Genomic DNA, 17967 nt, shown 5'->3' on the forward strand with positions numbered 1-17967 from the left:
CTTAATAGATTCTCTTATTTTGTATGTTTATAAAATTCTTACCTGAATTTCCGTTAAGAATTCTTCCTGCCGGATGGTCTCCCTGTTGTCAATCAAATACAGTTCAAAGGGATTGCCCCTTATCGTATATCCCTTTTCCCCGGCAAAGGAAAGCATGTGATTGATGCATTCCGTGCTCTTTTGATATTCCCCCCTGTAATAGCAGGAAAGGTACTGCCCTTCCGGTATGAGAAAATCATATTGCTCTGCCGAAGGTTCCAGAATAAAGAATACATTGTGGTATCCTCCGGTAATCCCCTTTTGGAGGTCCTCCATATCTACCGCCGCTCCAATGGCCAGATTTCCAAAGTCACGAATCTTGCCTTCATGCTTACGATGCAGCTTTTTTACCGCAAAGTCCATCTCCTCATCCCTGGTAATATGTTCGTTCAGGCGGACACAGGGACGCTCTGGCAATGATTTCACCGTATAGATATCCGGCTCTATTTTGACTGCCTTCTTTAAGGCGGCCATGCGGTCCCTGATAATCTGCTTCCTTAGCTTTAACTGTTTTACCTGCTCTGTGATATATTCTTCTTCCTCCTGCAAAAGGGCCAGGGTATTGTCTATGCTCTGGTGCTCGAGATATTCCCTGATCTGCTTCATGGAAAAATCCAGTCTTCTCAAGTCTGCAATAATATTCAGCTTATAGATATCCTTGAGGCTGTAAAGCCTGTAGCCGTTCGTATCCCTTCTAGGCTTCAGGATGCCGAGTTTTTCATAATAACGCAGGGAGTCCACTCCAATTCCATAAAGCTTTGATATTTCATTAATTTTATAGTAATCCTTCACGGATATACCGCCTCCTTGCGGCTGAAATAAATTCATATAAGATTTCAGTAAATTTCAATACTTGACATTAGTATTATACCAGAGTTTAAACTAAATTGGTAGGGATATCAACTCTCTAAAAAGAGTATATCACAATTAGAAAGGTAAGATTGCTATGTTTTTCTCAAAAAATAAAAAAAGACTTTTAACTCCCGGAAGATTTGCAGTAATCCTCCTCGGAACTGCTATCTCCTCCTTTGGAATATATAATATCCACAGGCAGACACACATTACCGAAGGCGGTGTATTAGGGCTGATTCTCCTTTTGAACAACTGGACAGGTATATCTCCTTCCCTTTTGACTCCTTTACTGGATATCCTCTGTTACGCTCTGGCCTTCCGGTATCTGGGAAAGGATTTTATTAAAGTGTCCCTCATTTCGACCTTAAGCCTGGCTGGTTTTTTTAAGCTGTGGGAACAGTTTCCTCCGGTACTGCCGGACCTTTCCGCCTACCCCCTTGCTGCTGCCATTGCCGGAGGACTTTTTGTCGGAATCGGAGTGGGCCTTATTATCCGGCAGGGAGCCTCAAGCGGCGGTGATGACGCCCTGGCATTGATAATCTCAAAGCTTGCCCACTGCCGTATTTCCTGGGTATACCTTGCCACGGATATTACAGTCCTGCTGTTATCCTTATCCTATATCCCTTTGGGCCGTATTGCCTATTCCCTGGTAACGGTGACAATCTCCTCCCTTCTGATAGAACGCGTACAGATGATGGGAGCCGGTTCGAAAGCCAAAAAGGCTCCCATTCCGGCACTAGAGGCACTGGAAAAGGACCTTTCTTCAAATTAGCAGCAATCGGGCCCTTTCGGACGGTCATTCACTTGTTTTGTCCATCGATGAATTATTGTATACTTTTTTGACCGCCCTCCCGTATATCCAAAAGGTTGGAAAATGGGCCAAAACGAAAATTTTCCACGTTTATGGAAATTATGGTACAATGGCAGAAAGCGACAAATAAATTTCATTCTGCAACAGTATGATTATTGGGTCCATTGGAGATGTTTATTTCAAAAAGGGAATGTATTCACAAGCACATGAATGTTTTGATAAAGTACGAGGAAATTTTAGTGGTGAGGGATATTTGAGCCTGATGAGGATGAGAAAGATGAAGGGCAAAAATATTTTGAATTCTTAAAAACTCATGTTGAACATATCGAGTAAATAGGCAAGGACTCAATAAATTTAAATATTAAAAGCGAGGGATAACAATGGATGAGCGTGAGTTAAGGGACAAGGCGGATAAGGTAAAAAGCAAAATGATAGCCGGTGAGTATTGTGACGCTGTAATCAAAAATGAAATCGAAAAAAATCCAGAACTGGTTCATGTTATTTTGCCTGCAACAACAAATCTGTTTGTCGAGGCAGTCAATTATAATTATTTTGAAATTGCAAGAAAGTTGATGGAATATGGTTCAGATATTCACTTGTGCTGCCGGCCGAGCCTTTTTAAAGGCAATGCACTCAATGTGGCAAAGACTCCTGAAATGGCAGAATGGCTATTGAAATGTGGGGTTGAAATTGAAAAAAATTTGTCGCAAAGAAATCCTTTCGTAAATCCGGTTATTCATGCAGTTTCAATGAATAATGTTGACATGGCATTTTATTGGCTGAAAAAGGAAACTGAACTTTTTTGTGATGATGAAACATACATTGCTGATATGTTTATTGAGGTATCAAAATGTGCGGTTATAATGAATCAAGAAGGTATGATTGCCCGGATTATGGAAGATGAAAAATTATATTACATTTTAAAAAAGTTATATTTACAAGAAACAGATGAAACATCTATTAAGCTATATTCACAAACATTGCGAAAAATTAAAGTGAATGAATTACAAGGAAAGAAAAAAGAGCTAAGTAGTATTCTTCGTGCAAGGAAAAGTGATAGAAAATAAAACATCTTATTGGGTATAGTCCCGCCTATGGTAAATAAGATGTAATTCTCATACATAAGTAGTATCTATTATAATGATGAGAGAAATCATGTCTCCACTCTTTTTCCTTGACAGTCTGGATTTTTGCCGTAAAATGAAGCAGACGACAACGGGGAACAGGATAAAATCCTGCCTCGTTGTCGTCTGCTTCATTTTACGGCAAGACTGGCTTCGCTAAATTGATAATCAAAGCTATTACCTAAAAATTTTATTTTTCAACAACTCCATGCTTTAGCAGAAAATCCGTCCAGATACTGTAATAGGCCGCTTTTAAATGAATATTATCAAAGGTATATTTCGCCGGTATTCCGCCGGTACTGTCGGTAATAGCCTCATTTACATCGATATAAAAGATTTTCCTATTATCTGCAAGCAGCGCAAGGTGTTCATTCCTATCCTTGATATTCTTATTATTAAATATGGGGTCCGTATCTGACTTCTTTTTGGATACATTCATAATGCCTTCTACGAAAATAATGGCATCCGGCTGCAGCTCTTTTATTCTGTCAACTACCTCTTTATATGCCTTCGTAAAGCTCTTTGCATTACCGGTGCCCATTTCGTTGATGCCAAGCATAATATATATTTTCTGAAAGCTCTTCTTTTTTAAAGCATCTTCAATGGTAACCTTCTTGCCGCCGACCTCTGCTATCTTCTTATCAAATACATCATAAATAGTAAGCCCTACATCTGCATAATAGGTGGGATTCTTCCAGCCGGAATAATCAGCAAGCCCTACTGTCCTGGAGTCACCGATGAACAGGGCATCATTAAAATAGCTTTTTTTAACAGCAGCGAACTGGTAGGAATCTCCGGAGCCCGGCTTGCCTGTTTCCCCTGTATTGTCTTTGCTGCCTGGATTATCTCCTTTGCCCCCTGCTGTACCTTTTGTTGTACTGTTATCCCCGCCGTTGTTACCCGGTGCTTTGTCTGTGTTGTCCCCTTTATTACCGCCTGCGTGATTTTTACCGCCGCCTGTACTGTTATTACCGGAGTCCTTATTATCGGAAGGCTTATCTGTATTATCCTGTGTGCCGTTACCGGAAGTATTACTGTCTGAACCGGTATTATGGGAATTATCTGAGCCATTCCCCTTGGAGCCGTCATTTCCTGCTGACGTACCTTTATCTCCTGAGGTGCCTTTATCGGCTGATGTTCCCTTATCGCCCGATGTTCCTTTATCGGCTGATGTTCCTTTATCAGCTGATGTTCCTTTATCGGCTGATGTTCCTTTATCAGCTGAGCCTGCATTATCGTCCTTATTTCCTTTATCCTTAGTACCCTCTCCGGTTTCCTCTGATGCATCCTTTCCAGTAGTATTGTTATTTTCAGAAGTATTGTTACCTTCTGAAGCATTCTTGCCTTTATCTGCGGAAGCAATGTCTTTTATCTCATTATCTCCATTTCCCTTCCAGGGATAATTTTTATCCTTCATGCCCTCAAAGACCACCGAAAGCTTTGGATTTTTCAGTAAGTTCACGGAATAACCCGCATAAACGGTATTTCCTCCCGTATATGCCATTATGGTAAGAATCAGAGTGCTTACAATGATCAGCACTATAAAGGGATACCTCCCCATCCTCTTAAAAAATCTCATATCCTTCTCCATTTCTAAAAAGTTGAATTTTCAATTTATATATCTCTGTTTCTGTCAATGAAAATGACAAAAACACGCCGTCTACACTTTTTTGCATATTAAAACTGGAAGTACATAAAGGGATTGTTTATTCCGTTTGAAAGCTGGTAGATACAATACCAGAAGACCAAAAATAAAATCCCTGTAAAAAGGATACTGTTTTTATATCTTTCATAAATTCTTTGCCCATAGGGGAAACAGAAAAAGATTCCAGCTATAAATAACCATTTGTACTGTCCGAAATACTTTACAAAATCACCTGAATTTACATTGATACCGGGAACCAGATGAAACATCCTCCCCAGATAAATTCCGATATCCCCCAGATTGTTAATGGCAAATACCATCCAGGTAATCGGCATCACAAGCAGAATATAAAGTCTTGCCGCTATCCTTGATTTATCCAGCCAGGGCTTTATATACAGCTTTTCCAGCAAAATTAAAAGGAACAGCGTCAGCCCCCAAAGGATATAATTCCAGCTGGCTCCATGCCACAAACCGGTTAACAGCCATACTGCAAACAGATTAAAAACAAGGCGTCCTTTTCCCTTTCTGTTACCTCCTAAGGGAATATAGACATAATTCTTAAACCATTGTCCAAGAGTGATGTGCCACCTGCGCCAGAATTCCGTTACGGATTTTGACATATAGGGATGTTTAAAGTTATCCGGCAATTCAAATCCCAACATCCATCCTATGCCGACTGCCATCAGCGTGTAACCATGAAAATCAAAATACAGCTGCAGAGTATACCCAATGGCACCCAGCCAGGCAAGAGGTGTCGAAACGCTTTGAAATCCTATGGTTTGTATATCATTCCACAAAATTCCGATACGGTCAGCCAGCAGGACCTTCATTCCAAGACCGATGGTAAAGAGCTTCAATCCTGTTTCCGCTCTAAAAAGACTGATTCTGCGGTAAGCAAGCTGCTCCCTGATATCCCTGTAAGGTGTAATCGGTCCTGATACCAGCTTGGGAAACAGGAACAGATAGGTTCCAACGTAAACATAAGAAGGCTCTTCCTCTATCTCTCCACGGTAAACATCCACTACATAGGATACGGCCTGAAAAGTATAAAAGCTGATTCCCAGGGGCAATCCCATGCTTAAAGGTGCCAGCGAGGCTTTCAGGGAAAATACGTTCAGAATACCATTGATATTTTCAATTGTAAAATTTATGTATTTAAAGAAAAACAGCATGCCAAAATTATAAATCAGGGCTCCGACCAGCCACGCTTTTCTCTTTGAGCTATCTTCCTGGTGCTTTATATTTTTTGCTGCGATAGTATTGACTATAACAGATAGGAAAAGTAAAATGAGATACTTATAATCACCTAAAGTATAGAATACAATGCTTCCTATAAAGAGAACAATATTCCGGAACCTTGCAGGTGCAAGGTAATATATTATCAGAAATACCGGTAAGAAACGAAAAATAAACTCCAAACTACTAAAGACCACTGCATTGTCCTCCCTCGTGCTGTACTGTTATGGCCAGTCCTATTATTTGCCGCCACTAGTATTTTGCCCCGCAAATAACCGGACCGGATACGCAGGACAAGCTTACAGAGGTAATATCCAAACAATGCAGGGGCAGTGGGGCTATGTCGAGGCTTTTTGAATGTTACATCTGGAAGTTTATACAAGTAATCGGTTCAGTTTTTTTGTGGACGATACACTAGTAGATTATTACTGTCAAGAGAGGATTATACACTATTTTAGAAATAATACCATTAATTAAACTTTAATTAATTTTACATTTTAATAAACAAACTTACATAAAAGTTAATAATTCTGCAAATAATGCAGTTCATTCTTCTGCCACCGGAGAAATTATAGGATTTCTCGGCTTGTCAACTATTAGTTTCTGGTATCTTATCCGAATATTTCCGTATACTATATACAATAAATGACAGGAGGATTTTCCATGTGCGGCAGATATTATATAGACGATGAGACTTCAAGAGAAATCGAAAAAATTCTACAGGACATTGATAAGAAAAAACCGGACAAGAATTATAAAACCGGTGAAATATTTCCCACGGATACCGTTCCTATTCTGGTCGCGCAAGATAACCGGATTGTGCCGGAGCTTTATACCTGGGGTTTCCCCAATTTTTATAAGAAAGGGGTTATCATAAACGCACGCTGTGAGACTGCCTTTGAAAAGAAAACCTTCCGGGAAAGCCTGGTATCCAGGCGCTGTATCATCCCTGCAAGCGGCTTTTACGAATGGAACAAAACAAAGGAGAAATTATATTTTACCCAGCCTTCCGCTGATATTTTATATATGGCCGGTATTTATAATACCTTTAGCGGCATAAGCCGTTTTGTCATACTTACTACCAGCGCAAATGCTTCCATGGCAGATGTTCACGACCGTATGCCTTTGATTCTAAAGCCGGAACAGACAGAGACATGGCTTTCTAATTCCTCTGTCACCCAGGACATTCTCTATCAGGTTCCTGTAAGCCTGCAGAGGCGTTCTGTTTAGATAATTCCCCGGAACTGTATTGTGTCAGCTATTGCATTACTTCTTCCTGGGATAATTCCCTGCTTCATTAAATCAATACCATAAACATGAACTATGTATACTATTTATGACTATTAAATAGAAATATGTGGTAATTTATATTTTTTAGTAGTATCATAATACAATAAAAGAATAATCAAGGATGTTAATAAACTATAATTAATTCACTCTAAAAATTGAATGTCAAGGAGTATTTAGCTCGCCTTAAAACAGATATAATCCATCTCTTTCGCTTGGGAAAAATAAGGCTTGAGCTGATTGTAAATAATATGGAACCTAACTATTTCTTTTCAAGTGAACTGATAGAAAACGGTATTATTAGAATAACGGGCGCCGGAAATGAATTAATGTATTTGATTGCAGGAAGCAAAATGGCAGCACTCATTGATACAGGAACAGGTGCAGGTAATATAAGGGAATATGCAGAGAGCCTGACAAAGCTTCCTATTGTCGTTATATTGACTCATTCACATATTGACCATTCGGCCGGAGCTTTCTTTTTTGATGATGTTTATTTAAATGAACGTGATGCTAAATTGTTGGATTTGGAATTTAAGGAAGAAGAATGTAAACTAATGCATCAGGGAATTAAAGACTTCGTAGCCGGAGCAAATGAAGAACTTGCCATGCATTTGAATGAGACGGATATGGTCAGACCCTATCATAAGAATTTTCTGCCTCTCTCAGAAGGAGATAAATTTGATCTTGGAGGGCTGACACTTGAGATACTGGAATGCCCCGGGCATACTGCAGGAAGTGTAATGGTTCTGATTAAGGAAAAAAGAGCCATTATCTTTGGTGATTCCTGCAACCCGCTCGTATGGCTGTTCTTACCGGAATCTACCGGTGTTGCTGAATACAAAGGCTCCTTATTAAGGATAAAGGCAAGAGGGACAGAGTATGATAAGGTATATCTCTCCCATTCACCAAAGGATGCTGCCAAGGAGATATTGGATGAAGTAATACATGTTTGTGACCTGATATTAGACGGCCAATCCGATGAGATACCGTATTCAATCCCATTTTTTGTACCTGGTATGAATGATGGGTACATTGCAAAAAAAGTGAAGTCTGAAAATAATAATTTAAGAGAAGATGGTAAAATCGGAAATATCGTTTATAAGAAATAATTATTTGTATCGAAAGAACTGCAGGCTAGCCTATCCATTGAAAATGTGTTGCTGCCTCGCTTGGTGTATTCCAATAAGGGACCTTTACATACGGCAAAAGATTCTCAATAGGAATATATAATTTAGGTTCCTCGCATTCAGGTCCCATTCCAAAAAACTCTGTCTGAAAATACAAGCATATTGATTTTTCATGCAAAGCACAGAAAATACCGGTGTTCTTTTTGCTGAATACCGCATCAAGGTTATCTGAAGATTTAAGAAGCTTAAAAAGTTTGGTATCAGGCAGCTTCTTATACTTAGTTAATGCAGCTGTCGTATCATCTATCAATACGTCTGAAAAACCGTGTTCTTTGTTAATGCGTATAAGGGTGCCAATATCGATAATATCTTTTAATGTAATACGTTTTATATTTTTAACATCAATTATTGTAGTAAAATACTTTCTGTTGACACCGGAATAATTCAATTCGCTGCCATCGATTGTACCAAAAACATTATATTCAATACTGATTACTTCCGGTGTTTCAAATGTGACTTCGCCAAATAAATTAATATCAACATTAACCTTAAGAGCTTTGAGGCTATCAATAAAATCTGTCAAATTATCAGCAATAAGTTTGTTTACTTTTTGTTCTTTTACTTTATCCTGCAGGGTAACATAGCAAGGGCTTACGGAAACAACGAAACCTTCCGTATTAACAGATAATGATTTTAGTGGGGCGTCATTTTGAGTCTCTACGTCATTGTTCTCGTTAATACTAAAATCTTTAAAAGTAATCTCACCAAAATTATCCTTGGTTTGTATAGAGGAAATACCGTATTCTATGTAACCGCCATTATTATAATAATATTCTGTATAAAACCAATCGGCTTTTTCTTTATTATACTTAAAAAGATAATTGTGTTCATAACCGCCCGCCGTACCGCGGGCTCTGGTAAACTTGAACCATCCGGTGCCTGCCGTTATATTGGCAGAGCAATCATAACTGCTGAAATAATTCACATTTCTATTTTCCTCTGCAATCCTATAATCGCCATTACCTATTCCTTTTAATATCAAAGTATTTAATTGATAGCTATGAATATCCTCAGGATCAACAGAGCCAGGTATCGAAATTGACAGCAGTACATCATCAATGCCATCCATATCTAAATCAGCAATAACACATTGGTCAACCTCGCTGCCAGAGGGAATGAACCGACTAAGTGCATTACTTTTATATAAACGATAAGATTCCTTGTCAAATCCCAATGGAATATCGGCATTGTCTACTTGTTCGCTAGCGTTTGACGTTGATACCGTAATTACGTCATCACTTTCCATTGAGAAAGCAGCTTCGACAGTTTTACTTTCATTGGTAGTTGGAATTGAGCTCCCGGCATTATCTGCTTTGGGATAACCTCCTGATGCAATAAAACATAGTATAAAAAATAAACTGAATTTTTTTAATAATATTTTATTCATTTATAGCACCACCTCAACAGAAAATTTAAGTAAATGGCCGCATTTCAATAGTACAGCCTTACCATGCCTGATAATTTTACCATACATAATAGCAACAATCAATGATGAGTAAGACCAGTATGTAAGGGATAGTAGATTACATATGTGCTATCCCTTTTATTATAAGATAAAATTAAGTTATGTCTTTATTTAGGATTAATTGCTTTGGGATGCATAAATAATATTGCATTTAGGTCATTTTGCTTTTAGAAGTTTCTTTTACATAAGTTATGTCATATCTCTTTACCGCTGTCATATATTCCCTCTTTACTCCAGAACATGTGTTTGTTATACTTTTTATCAACGAACACATGTTCTTTTTATAAAACTGTACGATTCCCTGTAGTAATAGTCCATCCATATGGCAGGCGGGATTAGAAAAGAAAAAAGATTTGCAAATTATAAAGGAGTGACGATTGAATGAATATACCTGTGGACGTGATTGCTGTATTTAATACTTTAGGAAATATCAAACCCGCTTATATTCGCCTGGAAAATGAAGACCATTCTCTGATTACTTATCAAATTACGACCATCCATTTTTCAAAGGAAGAAAATCATACCGGTACCTCCAATATTGTTTACGTCTGCGACATCCTGGCCGGCGAAAACCAAAGGCAGATTAATATTGCCTATAATCTTCAAAGCCATAAATGGTTCCTTCATAATCCTTCTTAAGCTCACTTCATTTTTCTTCTGATTTCCGACAGGTTATCCAGTGCCTTTAACAGCACTTCATCGGTTTTAGCAAAATGAAAACGGATAAGATGGTTGATATCTTCCTGAAAGAAGCTGGAGCCGGGTACTGCCCCGACTCCAACCTTTCTTGCCAGGTCCTCGCAGAATTTCAAATCGCTGCTGTATCCGAATTCACTGATATCCACCAGTACATAATAGGCTCCCTGGGGTTCCGTAAGCTTCAGTCCAATGTTTTTTAATCCGCTGAGAAATACACTTCTCATGTGGGTATAATGATTCTTTAATTCCTGGTAATAGTCATCGCCAAAGCGGAGTCCGACTACCACTGCCTCCATCAATGGCGCTGCTGCTCCTACCGTAAGGAAATCATGGACCTTTTTTACCCTGTCAATGATTTCAGGTGACGCAATTACATAGCCAAGTCTCCAGCCCGTGATGGAATATGTTTTCGATAAGGAACTGCATTCAATGGTACGTTCCCGCATTCCCGGCAAAGCAGCCAGATAAGTATGCTTATAGGGTTCATATACGATATGTTCATACACCTCATCGGTAATCACATACGCGTCATATTTGATTGCCAAATCCGCAATTATCTTTAATTCCTCCCTGGTAAAAACCTTTCCGCTGGGATTGGAGGGATTGCAAAGCACCAGTGCTTTTGCACCTTCTTTAAATGCCGCCTCCAAAACCTCTCCATCAAACTCAAAGGCCGGAGGCTTCAGCGGAACATAAATCGGTTCCGCTCCTGAAAGAATCGTATCTGCTCCGTAATTTTCATAAAAGGGCGAGAAGACTATGACTTTATCTCCGGGATTTGTAACCGACATCATGGCGGCCATCATGGCCTCCGTACTTCCGCAGGTAACAACGATTTCCGAATTGGGGTCCGCTTTTATTCCGGAAAAATGCTCCTGCTTTTTTGCCAGTGCTTCTCTGAAATTCTGAGCCCCCCAGGTAATTGCATATTGATGGGGTCCCTCTGCTGCCACCTCTGCCAGTCTGTCTGTTATTGCTTTTGGCGGAGCAAAGTCCGGAAATCCCTGGGATAAGTTAATGGCACCGTATTCATTGGATATACGTGTCATTCTCCTGATAACGGAATCCGTAAAATTTGCTGTTCTGTTACTTAACGCTTTCATCTAACTCCTTTCGTAAGGAGGCTGTTTCAAAATACATATAACAGACTCTTTATACAAGCCCCTTGTATAAAAGTAATACTTCTTCTATACAGGGGGCTAAATATTATAGGCTTTATGGCTGTTCAAAATTCTTTTTTCATCAAATGCCCCTTTAATGCTTCTCATAAGCTCCAGATTCAAGGCATCTGTTTCCTTCAGAAAATATTCCTTCTTCGATAATCCTATTCCATGTTCTCCGGAGGTTAGTCCTCCCAGTTTATAAGCTTTATGATAGATGGCACTCATATTTTTACTCTTTTCCGCTTCCCACTCTGCCTGTGAACGGTTCCCGCGTATGACGCAGAGATGGACATTTCCGTCCCCGGCATGACCAAAGCTTACCATTTGCATTCCGCTCTCTTTTTCCAGTTCATTGATAAACCCTATAAACTCTGCTGTCCTGTTAATGGGTACTACAATATCAACAGGCTCCTGCTCCGAAACTGCCTCTACGGCTTTCACCAGGGCACCTCTTAATTTCCACACATCCTCCAGCAGTTTTTTATCCTCCAGTTTAATAAAATCAAGTGCGTTGGTTTCCAACACAACATTTTTTGCCCTCTGCACATTTGCCAGAACTTCCTCTTCCCTGCCGTCAAAGGTAAGAATAAGATATGCCTTTGCCTCCGGATAAGGAAATTGGATATGCAGGAAATCTTCGCCCAGCTTAATAACCTTTTTTTCCACAAATTCTATTGCGGTAGGATTGGTACTTTCTTTTATGATATGGAGCACGCTCTCAATTCCGGCACCCAGGCTGTCAAAAGGAACCACCGCACTGACTGAGGTCTCGGGCTTTGGAACCAGTTTTAATATGCATTTTGTAATGACGGCAAGAGTTCCCTCGGAGCCGATAAGGAGGTTTTTGAGAGAAAGGCCGGAGCTGTCCTTGATATTCTTGCTTCCTGCCTCTATGACCTTTCCGTCCGGCAGTACGGCTTCAAGTCCCATGACATAATCCCTGGTGACCCCGTACTTGACCGCCCGCATGCCTCCTGCATTGGTGCTGATGTTACCTCCGATAGTTGCCAGCTTTTCTCCGGGATCAGGAGGATAAAATAAGCCTTTCTCCTCCACATAGGCCTGGAAATCCTGTAATATCACCCCAGGCTCTACGGTGGCGGTAAAGGTTTCAAAATCAAGTTCAAGAATATGGTTCATCAAGGTCAGATCCAGAACAATTCCTCCCTGGTCGGGTACGGTGGAACCAACCAGGTTGGTCCCCGCTCCCCTTGGAGTTACCTGAACTTCTCTGTCATAGGCCCATTTCATAATACCGCTTACCTCTTTTGTGGAGACCGGCAGGACCACCGCCAAGGCAGTTCCTTTGAGCCTGCCCAAGGTATCGCTGAGATATTTATCCTCTATCTTTTCGGTAATTACACGGTTCTTGTCTTGTATGATAAAATTAAGTTCCTGTAAAATCTCTGCCACTATATTCCTCCGCCCTTCAGAACTGACTGAATTCTTTATTTGGAAAGTAAATCCTGGTCCCATCCCTCTTTGATAAAGTATCCGCCGAATTTATCATTAAATATTTTCTCTGTCTCTGCTGTTTGGAAGGCCTGAACTACTTTCTTGAAGGTATCAACCTTGGACTGATCTTCCAGATCGGCACTTTTAGCTGCAATCAGGTTCCAGTATTTTTCTTCCGTAAGACTTGTGTCTGCAAAGATTGCATCCCCTGTCTTAAGACCGAAATCTAGGGCAAAATTACCGTTTATAATTGCTGCTGTTACATCCGGAAGTGCGGACGGAATGGTATTAGCTGCCAGTTCTTTGATTTTGATCTTTACATTGTAGGTTTCAATATCCTCCACTGTGGGGCTGAAATTGGCACTATCCTTTAAGGTTATAAGCTTTGCTGCCGCAAGAACCTTTAATGCACGTCCGCCGTTTGTAACATCATTGGGTATTGCAACGGTATCACCGTCTTTGATATCGCCCACTGACTTCACTTTGCTGGAATAAAGATTCAAAGGGATGATGAAGGTATATCCGATGGGTTCAATTTTATAGCCGTTATTCTGAATTTCCGTATCCAGATAAATATGATGCTGGAAAGCATTCAAATCAATTTCACCGTTTGCAAGTGCATTGTTTGGTGTCGTATAGTCGGAAAACTGCTGAATTTTAAGGTCGATGCCCTCAGAAGCAAGCTTTTCCTTGGCAGGTGCCCAAAGCTCTTCATATACGGAACCAACGACACCCAAGGTTACGGTTACATTTTCTGCGGGAGTTTCTGTTGCTGCTTCGGTAGCCGCGGCTTCGGTGGCTCCTTCAGTTGCAGCTTCAGTGGCCGCAGGTGCGTTGTCTCCCCCTGTAGCTGCTGTTTTCTTACTGCCGCATGCAGTCAGACCGGCGGCTACTATTACCAGTGAAAGGACTAAAGCGAATGATCTTTTTAATTTCATAAATTCTCCTCCAAACTCTTTTTGTTTTATAATGAATATTCAGCCATGGATATTACCGAATAATTCAGGCAATGGATATGTTTTTCTGATATGCTTCCTTCTATCACAAGGATAATGCCAGCTCATAATTTTCCTTCATCGTTTTACAGGAAGCGTCAAACTGGCTTTTTTCTTCTTTCATAAGGTGTAATTCAATAATTTCCTCCACCCCGTTAATGCCAAGGACGGCCGGGACACTGGCATATATATCCTGCTGCCCGTACTCGCCGTTTAACAGTACGGAAACCGGCAGAATCTTCTTTTCATCTCCCAGTATGGCTCTTGACACCTCCGCTATTGCTGCTCCGATTCCAAATTCCGTCGAGCCCTTTCCACCCAGGATGTGCCAGCCTCCTGCCTTTCCTTCTGCGGCAATGGCAGGCAGGTCAAGTTTCCCGTATTTCTCCGGCCTTTCAGATATCAATTCATAAATAGGCTTTCCGGCAATGGTAACCGTGGACCAGGGAACCATCTGGCTCTCTCCGTGCTCTCCCAGTGCATAGGCATATACCGATTTCTGATCTATATTAACTGCATCCGAGACCGCCCTGCGCAGTCTTGCCGAATCCAACGTCGTACTTGTGGAAATAATCCTCCGGGGCGGATAATCTAATTCATGCTGTATATAGTGGGCTACCACATCGGCCGGATTGGATATGCTTACAATGATTCCATTGAATCCGGATTTCTTTATTTCCTTTACCACCTCTTTTATTATGGTAATTGTCTGCTTCAAAGTGTCCATTCTGGTCTGTCCCTTGCTCATATCGGGCAGCGGTCCGGCAGCCACAATCAATAAATCCGCATCGGCTGCATCGGAATAATCCCCTGCCTTTACCGAAACATGCCTCTGTAAATACAGGGTTGAATCATAGATGTCAAGTGCCTGTGCTTCTGCCTTTTTTACATCTGTGTCAATGTATACGATTTCATCTACAATCCCCTGTGAGGCCAAGGCATATCCCGCATGAGAACCTACGTGTCCGGCTCCGATTATAATTACTTTTCTGGTTTTAAGGCTCATCTGATAACCCTCCTTCTGTCGTTCTCTAATGAGTATTTTTTCTAGCTATATAATTACCGGCCAGCTGAATAACACTGACCATAATTACCAGTACGATTATGGTTGCATAGGTAACATCCGTCTGGTTTCTGTCATGGCCATAGCGGACGGCAAAATCTCCAAGGCCCCCTGCTCCTACCACACCTGCCATGGCAGTAAGTCCTATCAGGCTTATGGTTGTGATGGATACTGCTCTTGAGATCTGAGGGATGCTTTCTTTCAGATAGACATTTACGATAATCTCGAATTTACTGTTTCCGATGGACTGGGCCGCTTCCACCAAGCCCGGTGAAACCTCGGATAAGGCGCTTTCCATCTGCCTGGAGAAAAAGGGTACGGTTCCAAAGATTAAGGGTACAATAGCACCTTTTACTCCTATGGCAGAGCCCATAATTATTCTTGTAAGCGGCATAACACCTGTAAGGAGTATGATAAAAGGAATGGAGCGGAATAAATTGATCAATTTATCCCAAAGCTGGAACACCGCTTTATTTTCCATCAACCCGCCATCCCTGGTCACTACTAACAGAATCCCTAACACAACACCGATAATAAGTGCAATTACACCGGACCAAGCTACCATCACGATGGTCTGCCTGATACTTAAATAGAAATCCGGAAGCTTTGACATTACATTTGGAAAATATTGATTAAGAATTTCTTGCATCCAGAATTACCTCCACCCCTACGTTTTTGCTTTTTAAATATTCCATTGCCGCTTCCATCTCTTCTGCATCACCGCTCAAGATCGATACCAGCCCGCCTAAGGGCTCCGAATCCAGCAATTCGATATTGCCAAAGATAATGTTGGCATCAATATTAAACTTTCTGGAGATTGTTGAAATCAACGGCTCCGAAGAGCTCCTCACCAGATATTTGAACTTTACAATGCACTGTCCGGGTTTGATATTGGTAATGTCGGCCTTCTCCTCAATCAGGCTGAAAATTTTGGATAAATTGGAGGTGGTGTCAATAAAATCCTTTGTAATTGCCTCCCTGGGAGAAGCAAATATGGAGAAAACATCGCCGGCTTCCACCACCTTACCGTTTTCCATAACAGCGACCCTGTCACAGATTTCCTTTATCACCTGCATTTCATGGGTAATCATGATAATGGTTATGCCCAGCTGTTTATTCAATTGTTTCAGCAGCTTTAAGATTGAGAGGGTCGTCTGGGGGTCCAGGGCACTGGTCGCTTCATCGCACAGCAGAATCTTAGGATTACTGGCCAGAGCTCTTGCAATTGCCACCCTTTGCTTTTGTCCTCCGCTTAATTGGGAAGGATAGACCTTAGCCTTGCTTTCCAGCTCCACCAGTCTTAATAATTCCTCCACCCGCTTCTTCTTTTCCGCTTTTGCAAGCTTGCTGTGCTTTAAGGGATACTCTATATTTTGAAAAACCGTCCTGGAGGAAAAAAGATTGAACTGCTGAAAAATCATTCCAATGCCTTTTCTGGCATTTCTGAGGTTCTTCTCGCTTAAAGAGGTCAAATCCACCTCATCCACCAGCACCTCTCCCGAGGTGGGACGTTCCAAAAGGTTGATGCACCGCACCAGGGTACTCTTTCCGGCTCCGCTGTATCCGATTATTCCAAATATTTCGCCGTCTTCTATCTTTATGTTTACATTCTTTACCGCTTCAACCGTCACGCCTTCTGAATGAAATGTTTTATTCACATTCCTTAATTCAATCATAAGCCCTCTCCTTTATGTTCCATCCATTTAGAAAATCTCATACCCATTAAGAGCCGAATCTCAATAATCCTTTACTGTATAAATGAAAAAGGAGTACACTTAACTATGTACTCGTTCCTCCCATTGACTTTTTTACAGTGCTTTTCTATATTCAGGTATTTCATATAGATTTAATATGATTTATAGTATACTCAATTTATCCCTTCCTGTAAAATATCCAAAAACTATTATTGGTTATAGGTAAAATCTATTACAGGGCAGCCATGTATTTTCGTAGTTCTTCAATATACCTTACCCCTATCCCGCTGACTGCAGTATCTTTTAGCGTAATATAGCCGATCCGCATTACCTCTTCTGCCTTCAGCGGCACAGCTTTATAGTCATTTCCGTTTAATTCCTCACAGATAATACCGGAGCACAGGGTAAATCCGTTCAGCCCGACCATCAGGTTCAGCATGGTCGCCCTGTCACATACCTTTATGGTTTTCTTGTATTCAAAGGTGCTTAGTATTTCTTCCGAAAAATAAAAGGAATTATTTTCTCCCTGCTCAAAGGACATGCAGGGGTATGCCTGCAGCTCCTCCATGGCTATTTTTGCTTTCTTTGCCAGGGGGTGCCCCTTCCACAGGTACACGAAGGCACTGCAGGTTATGAGCTCATGAAATACCAGATTCCTCTCCTTCAGCAGCTTTTTGATGATTTTCTCATTGAATTCATTGATATATAATACGCCGATTTCACTTCTGCCAGACTGTACATCCTTAAGGATATCAAAGGTTCTGGTCTCCCTGATTGCAAACTCGTAATCATTCATATCAAAAGCCTTGGACATTTCCACAAAAGCCTTCACCGCAAAGGAATAGTGCTGAGTGGACACGCCGAATTTCTTTTTCACGGAATTATTCAGATACCTGGCTTCCAGCAGCCCAATCTGCCCGGATATCTGCCTTGCATAGCCTAAAAATTCCTCCCCTTCTGTTGTTACCACAACCCCTTTACTGTTCCTCTTAAAGATGGAGATGTGTAATTCCTCCTCCAGTTCCTTAATGGCACTGGTAAGGCTTGGCTGTGAAATGAATAATTGCTTTGCAGCTTCATTCATGGAGCAGGTGTTTGCAATTGTAATTGCATATCTTATTTGCCGTAAGGTCATTCTTTTTTCCTCCTGATCTTTCTGGTATCATCCAAGGACTGTCACACTGCAGCCTGTACCAATTATTTCTTCCTTTTGCAACCGCAAAATGGGATAATCAAAAGTCCCCTTTGA

16 protein-coding genes are annotated in these 17967 nt (G+C 40.9%); 5 read left to right on the forward strand and 11 right to left on the reverse strand.

Annotation, left to right across the window (positions count from 1 at the left end; genetic code table 11):
• Positions 1–27: 27 nt before the first annotated feature.
• On the reverse strand, positions 28–831 hold the full coding sequence (locus BUB77_RS19005) for a MerR family transcriptional regulator (RefSeq protein WP_073278428.1): 804 nt from the start codon (positions 829–831) through the stop codon (positions 28–30).
• A 154-nt stretch (positions 832–985) separates the two neighbouring features.
• Here BUB77_RS19005 and BUB77_RS19010 point away from each other — a divergent pair, with 154 nt between their 5' ends.
• Positions 986–1663, forward strand: coding sequence for a YitT family protein (locus BUB77_RS19010; protein WP_073278429.1), 678 nt, complete (start codon positions 986–988; stop codon positions 1661–1663).
• Between the two features lie 419 nt (positions 1664–2082).
• Positions 2083–2769 (forward strand): ankyrin repeat domain-containing protein, encoded by a 687-nt coding sequence (locus tag BUB77_RS19015; RefSeq protein WP_073278430.1) that lies wholly within the window; start codon positions 2083–2085, stop codon positions 2767–2769.
• 247 nt (positions 2770–3016) lie between these two features.
• On the opposite strand, the gene BUB77_RS19020 is transcribed toward BUB77_RS19015, so the two are convergent.
• On the reverse strand, positions 3017–4405 hold the full coding sequence (locus BUB77_RS19020) for a GDSL-type esterase/lipase family protein (RefSeq protein WP_073278431.1): 1389 nt from the start codon (positions 4403–4405) through the stop codon (positions 3017–3019).
• A 98-nt stretch (positions 4406–4503) separates the two neighbouring features.
• On the reverse strand, positions 4504–5904 hold the full coding sequence (locus BUB77_RS19025; RefSeq protein WP_073278432.1) for an MBOAT family O-acyltransferase: 1401 nt from the start codon (positions 5902–5904) through the stop codon (positions 4504–4506).
• Between the two features lie 466 nt (positions 5905–6370).
• On the opposite strand from BUB77_RS19025, the gene BUB77_RS19030 reads away from it, so the two are divergent.
• Both BUB77_RS19030 and BUB77_RS19035 read left to right on the forward strand, forming a co-directional pair.
• On the forward strand, positions 6371–6937 hold the full coding sequence (locus tag BUB77_RS19030; protein WP_073278433.1) for an SOS response-associated peptidase: 567 nt from the start codon (positions 6371–6373) through the stop codon (positions 6935–6937).
• 308 nt (positions 6938–7245) lie between these two features.
• Positions 7246–8106 (forward strand): MBL fold metallo-hydrolase, encoded by an 861-nt coding sequence (locus BUB77_RS19035; RefSeq protein WP_073278513.1) that lies wholly within the window; start codon positions 7246–7248, stop codon positions 8104–8106.
• A 25-nt stretch (positions 8107–8131) separates the two neighbouring features.
• Here the strand turns inward: BUB77_RS19035 and BUB77_RS19040 are convergent, their stop codons facing one another.
• A complete protein-coding gene (locus tag BUB77_RS19040; RefSeq protein WP_073278434.1) occupies positions 8132–9571 on the reverse strand; it encodes a hypothetical protein in 1440 nt (479 codons plus the stop codon).
• A gap of 459 nt (positions 9572–10030) precedes the next feature.
• Between BUB77_RS19040 and BUB77_RS19045 the strand changes: the two genes are divergently transcribed.
• Positions 10031–10288, forward strand: coding sequence for a hypothetical protein (locus BUB77_RS19045; RefSeq protein ID WP_073278435.1), 258 nt, complete (start codon positions 10031–10033; stop codon positions 10286–10288).
• Positions 10289–10290: 2 nt separating this feature from the next.
• On the opposite strand, the gene BUB77_RS19050 is transcribed toward BUB77_RS19045, so the two are convergent.
• The 7 genes from BUB77_RS19050 to BUB77_RS19080 all read right to left on the reverse strand — a co-directional run bounded on the left by BUB77_RS19050 (position 10291) and on the right by BUB77_RS19080 (position 17853).
• Positions 10291–11451, reverse strand: a complete 1161-nt coding sequence (locus BUB77_RS19050; protein ID WP_073278436.1) for a pyridoxal phosphate-dependent aminotransferase — start codon at positions 11449–11451, stop codon at positions 10291–10293.
• Between the two features lie 96 nt (positions 11452–11547).
• Positions 11548–12924 carry an FAD-binding oxidoreductase gene (locus BUB77_RS19055; RefSeq protein ID WP_242962547.1) on the reverse strand — a complete coding sequence of 459 codons (1377 nt, stop codon included), beginning with the start codon at positions 12922–12924 and terminating at the stop codon, positions 11548–11550.
• Between the two features lie 35 nt (positions 12925–12959).
• On the reverse strand, positions 12960–13904 hold the full coding sequence (locus BUB77_RS19060) for a MetQ/NlpA family ABC transporter substrate-binding protein (protein WP_073278437.1): 945 nt from the start codon (positions 13902–13904) through the stop codon (positions 12960–12962).
• Positions 13905–14007: 103 nt separating this feature from the next.
• A complete protein-coding gene (locus BUB77_RS19065; RefSeq protein ID WP_073278438.1) occupies positions 14008–14967 on the reverse strand; it encodes an L-lactate dehydrogenase in 960 nt (319 codons plus the stop codon).
• Positions 14968–14992: 25 nt separating this feature from the next.
• On the reverse strand, positions 14993–15673 hold the full coding sequence (locus tag BUB77_RS19070) for a methionine ABC transporter permease (protein ID WP_073278439.1): 681 nt from the start codon (positions 15671–15673) through the stop codon (positions 14993–14995).
• A complete protein-coding gene (locus tag BUB77_RS19075; protein WP_073278440.1) occupies positions 15657–16700 on the reverse strand; it encodes a methionine ABC transporter ATP-binding protein in 1044 nt (347 codons plus the stop codon). The genes BUB77_RS19070 and BUB77_RS19075 overlap by 17 nt, the downstream gene beginning before the upstream one ends.
• A gap of 250 nt (positions 16701–16950) precedes the next feature.
• Positions 16951–17853 (reverse strand): LysR family transcriptional regulator, encoded by a 903-nt coding sequence (locus tag BUB77_RS19080; RefSeq protein ID WP_073278441.1) that lies wholly within the window; start codon positions 17851–17853, stop codon positions 16951–16953.
• Positions 17854–17967 lie beyond the last annotated feature (114 nt).

The organism is Anaerocolumna jejuensis DSM 15929, assembly GCF_900142215.1.
GTDB classification, from domain to species: domain Bacteria; phylum Bacillota; class Clostridia; order Lachnospirales; family Lachnospiraceae; genus Anaerocolumna; species Anaerocolumna jejuensis.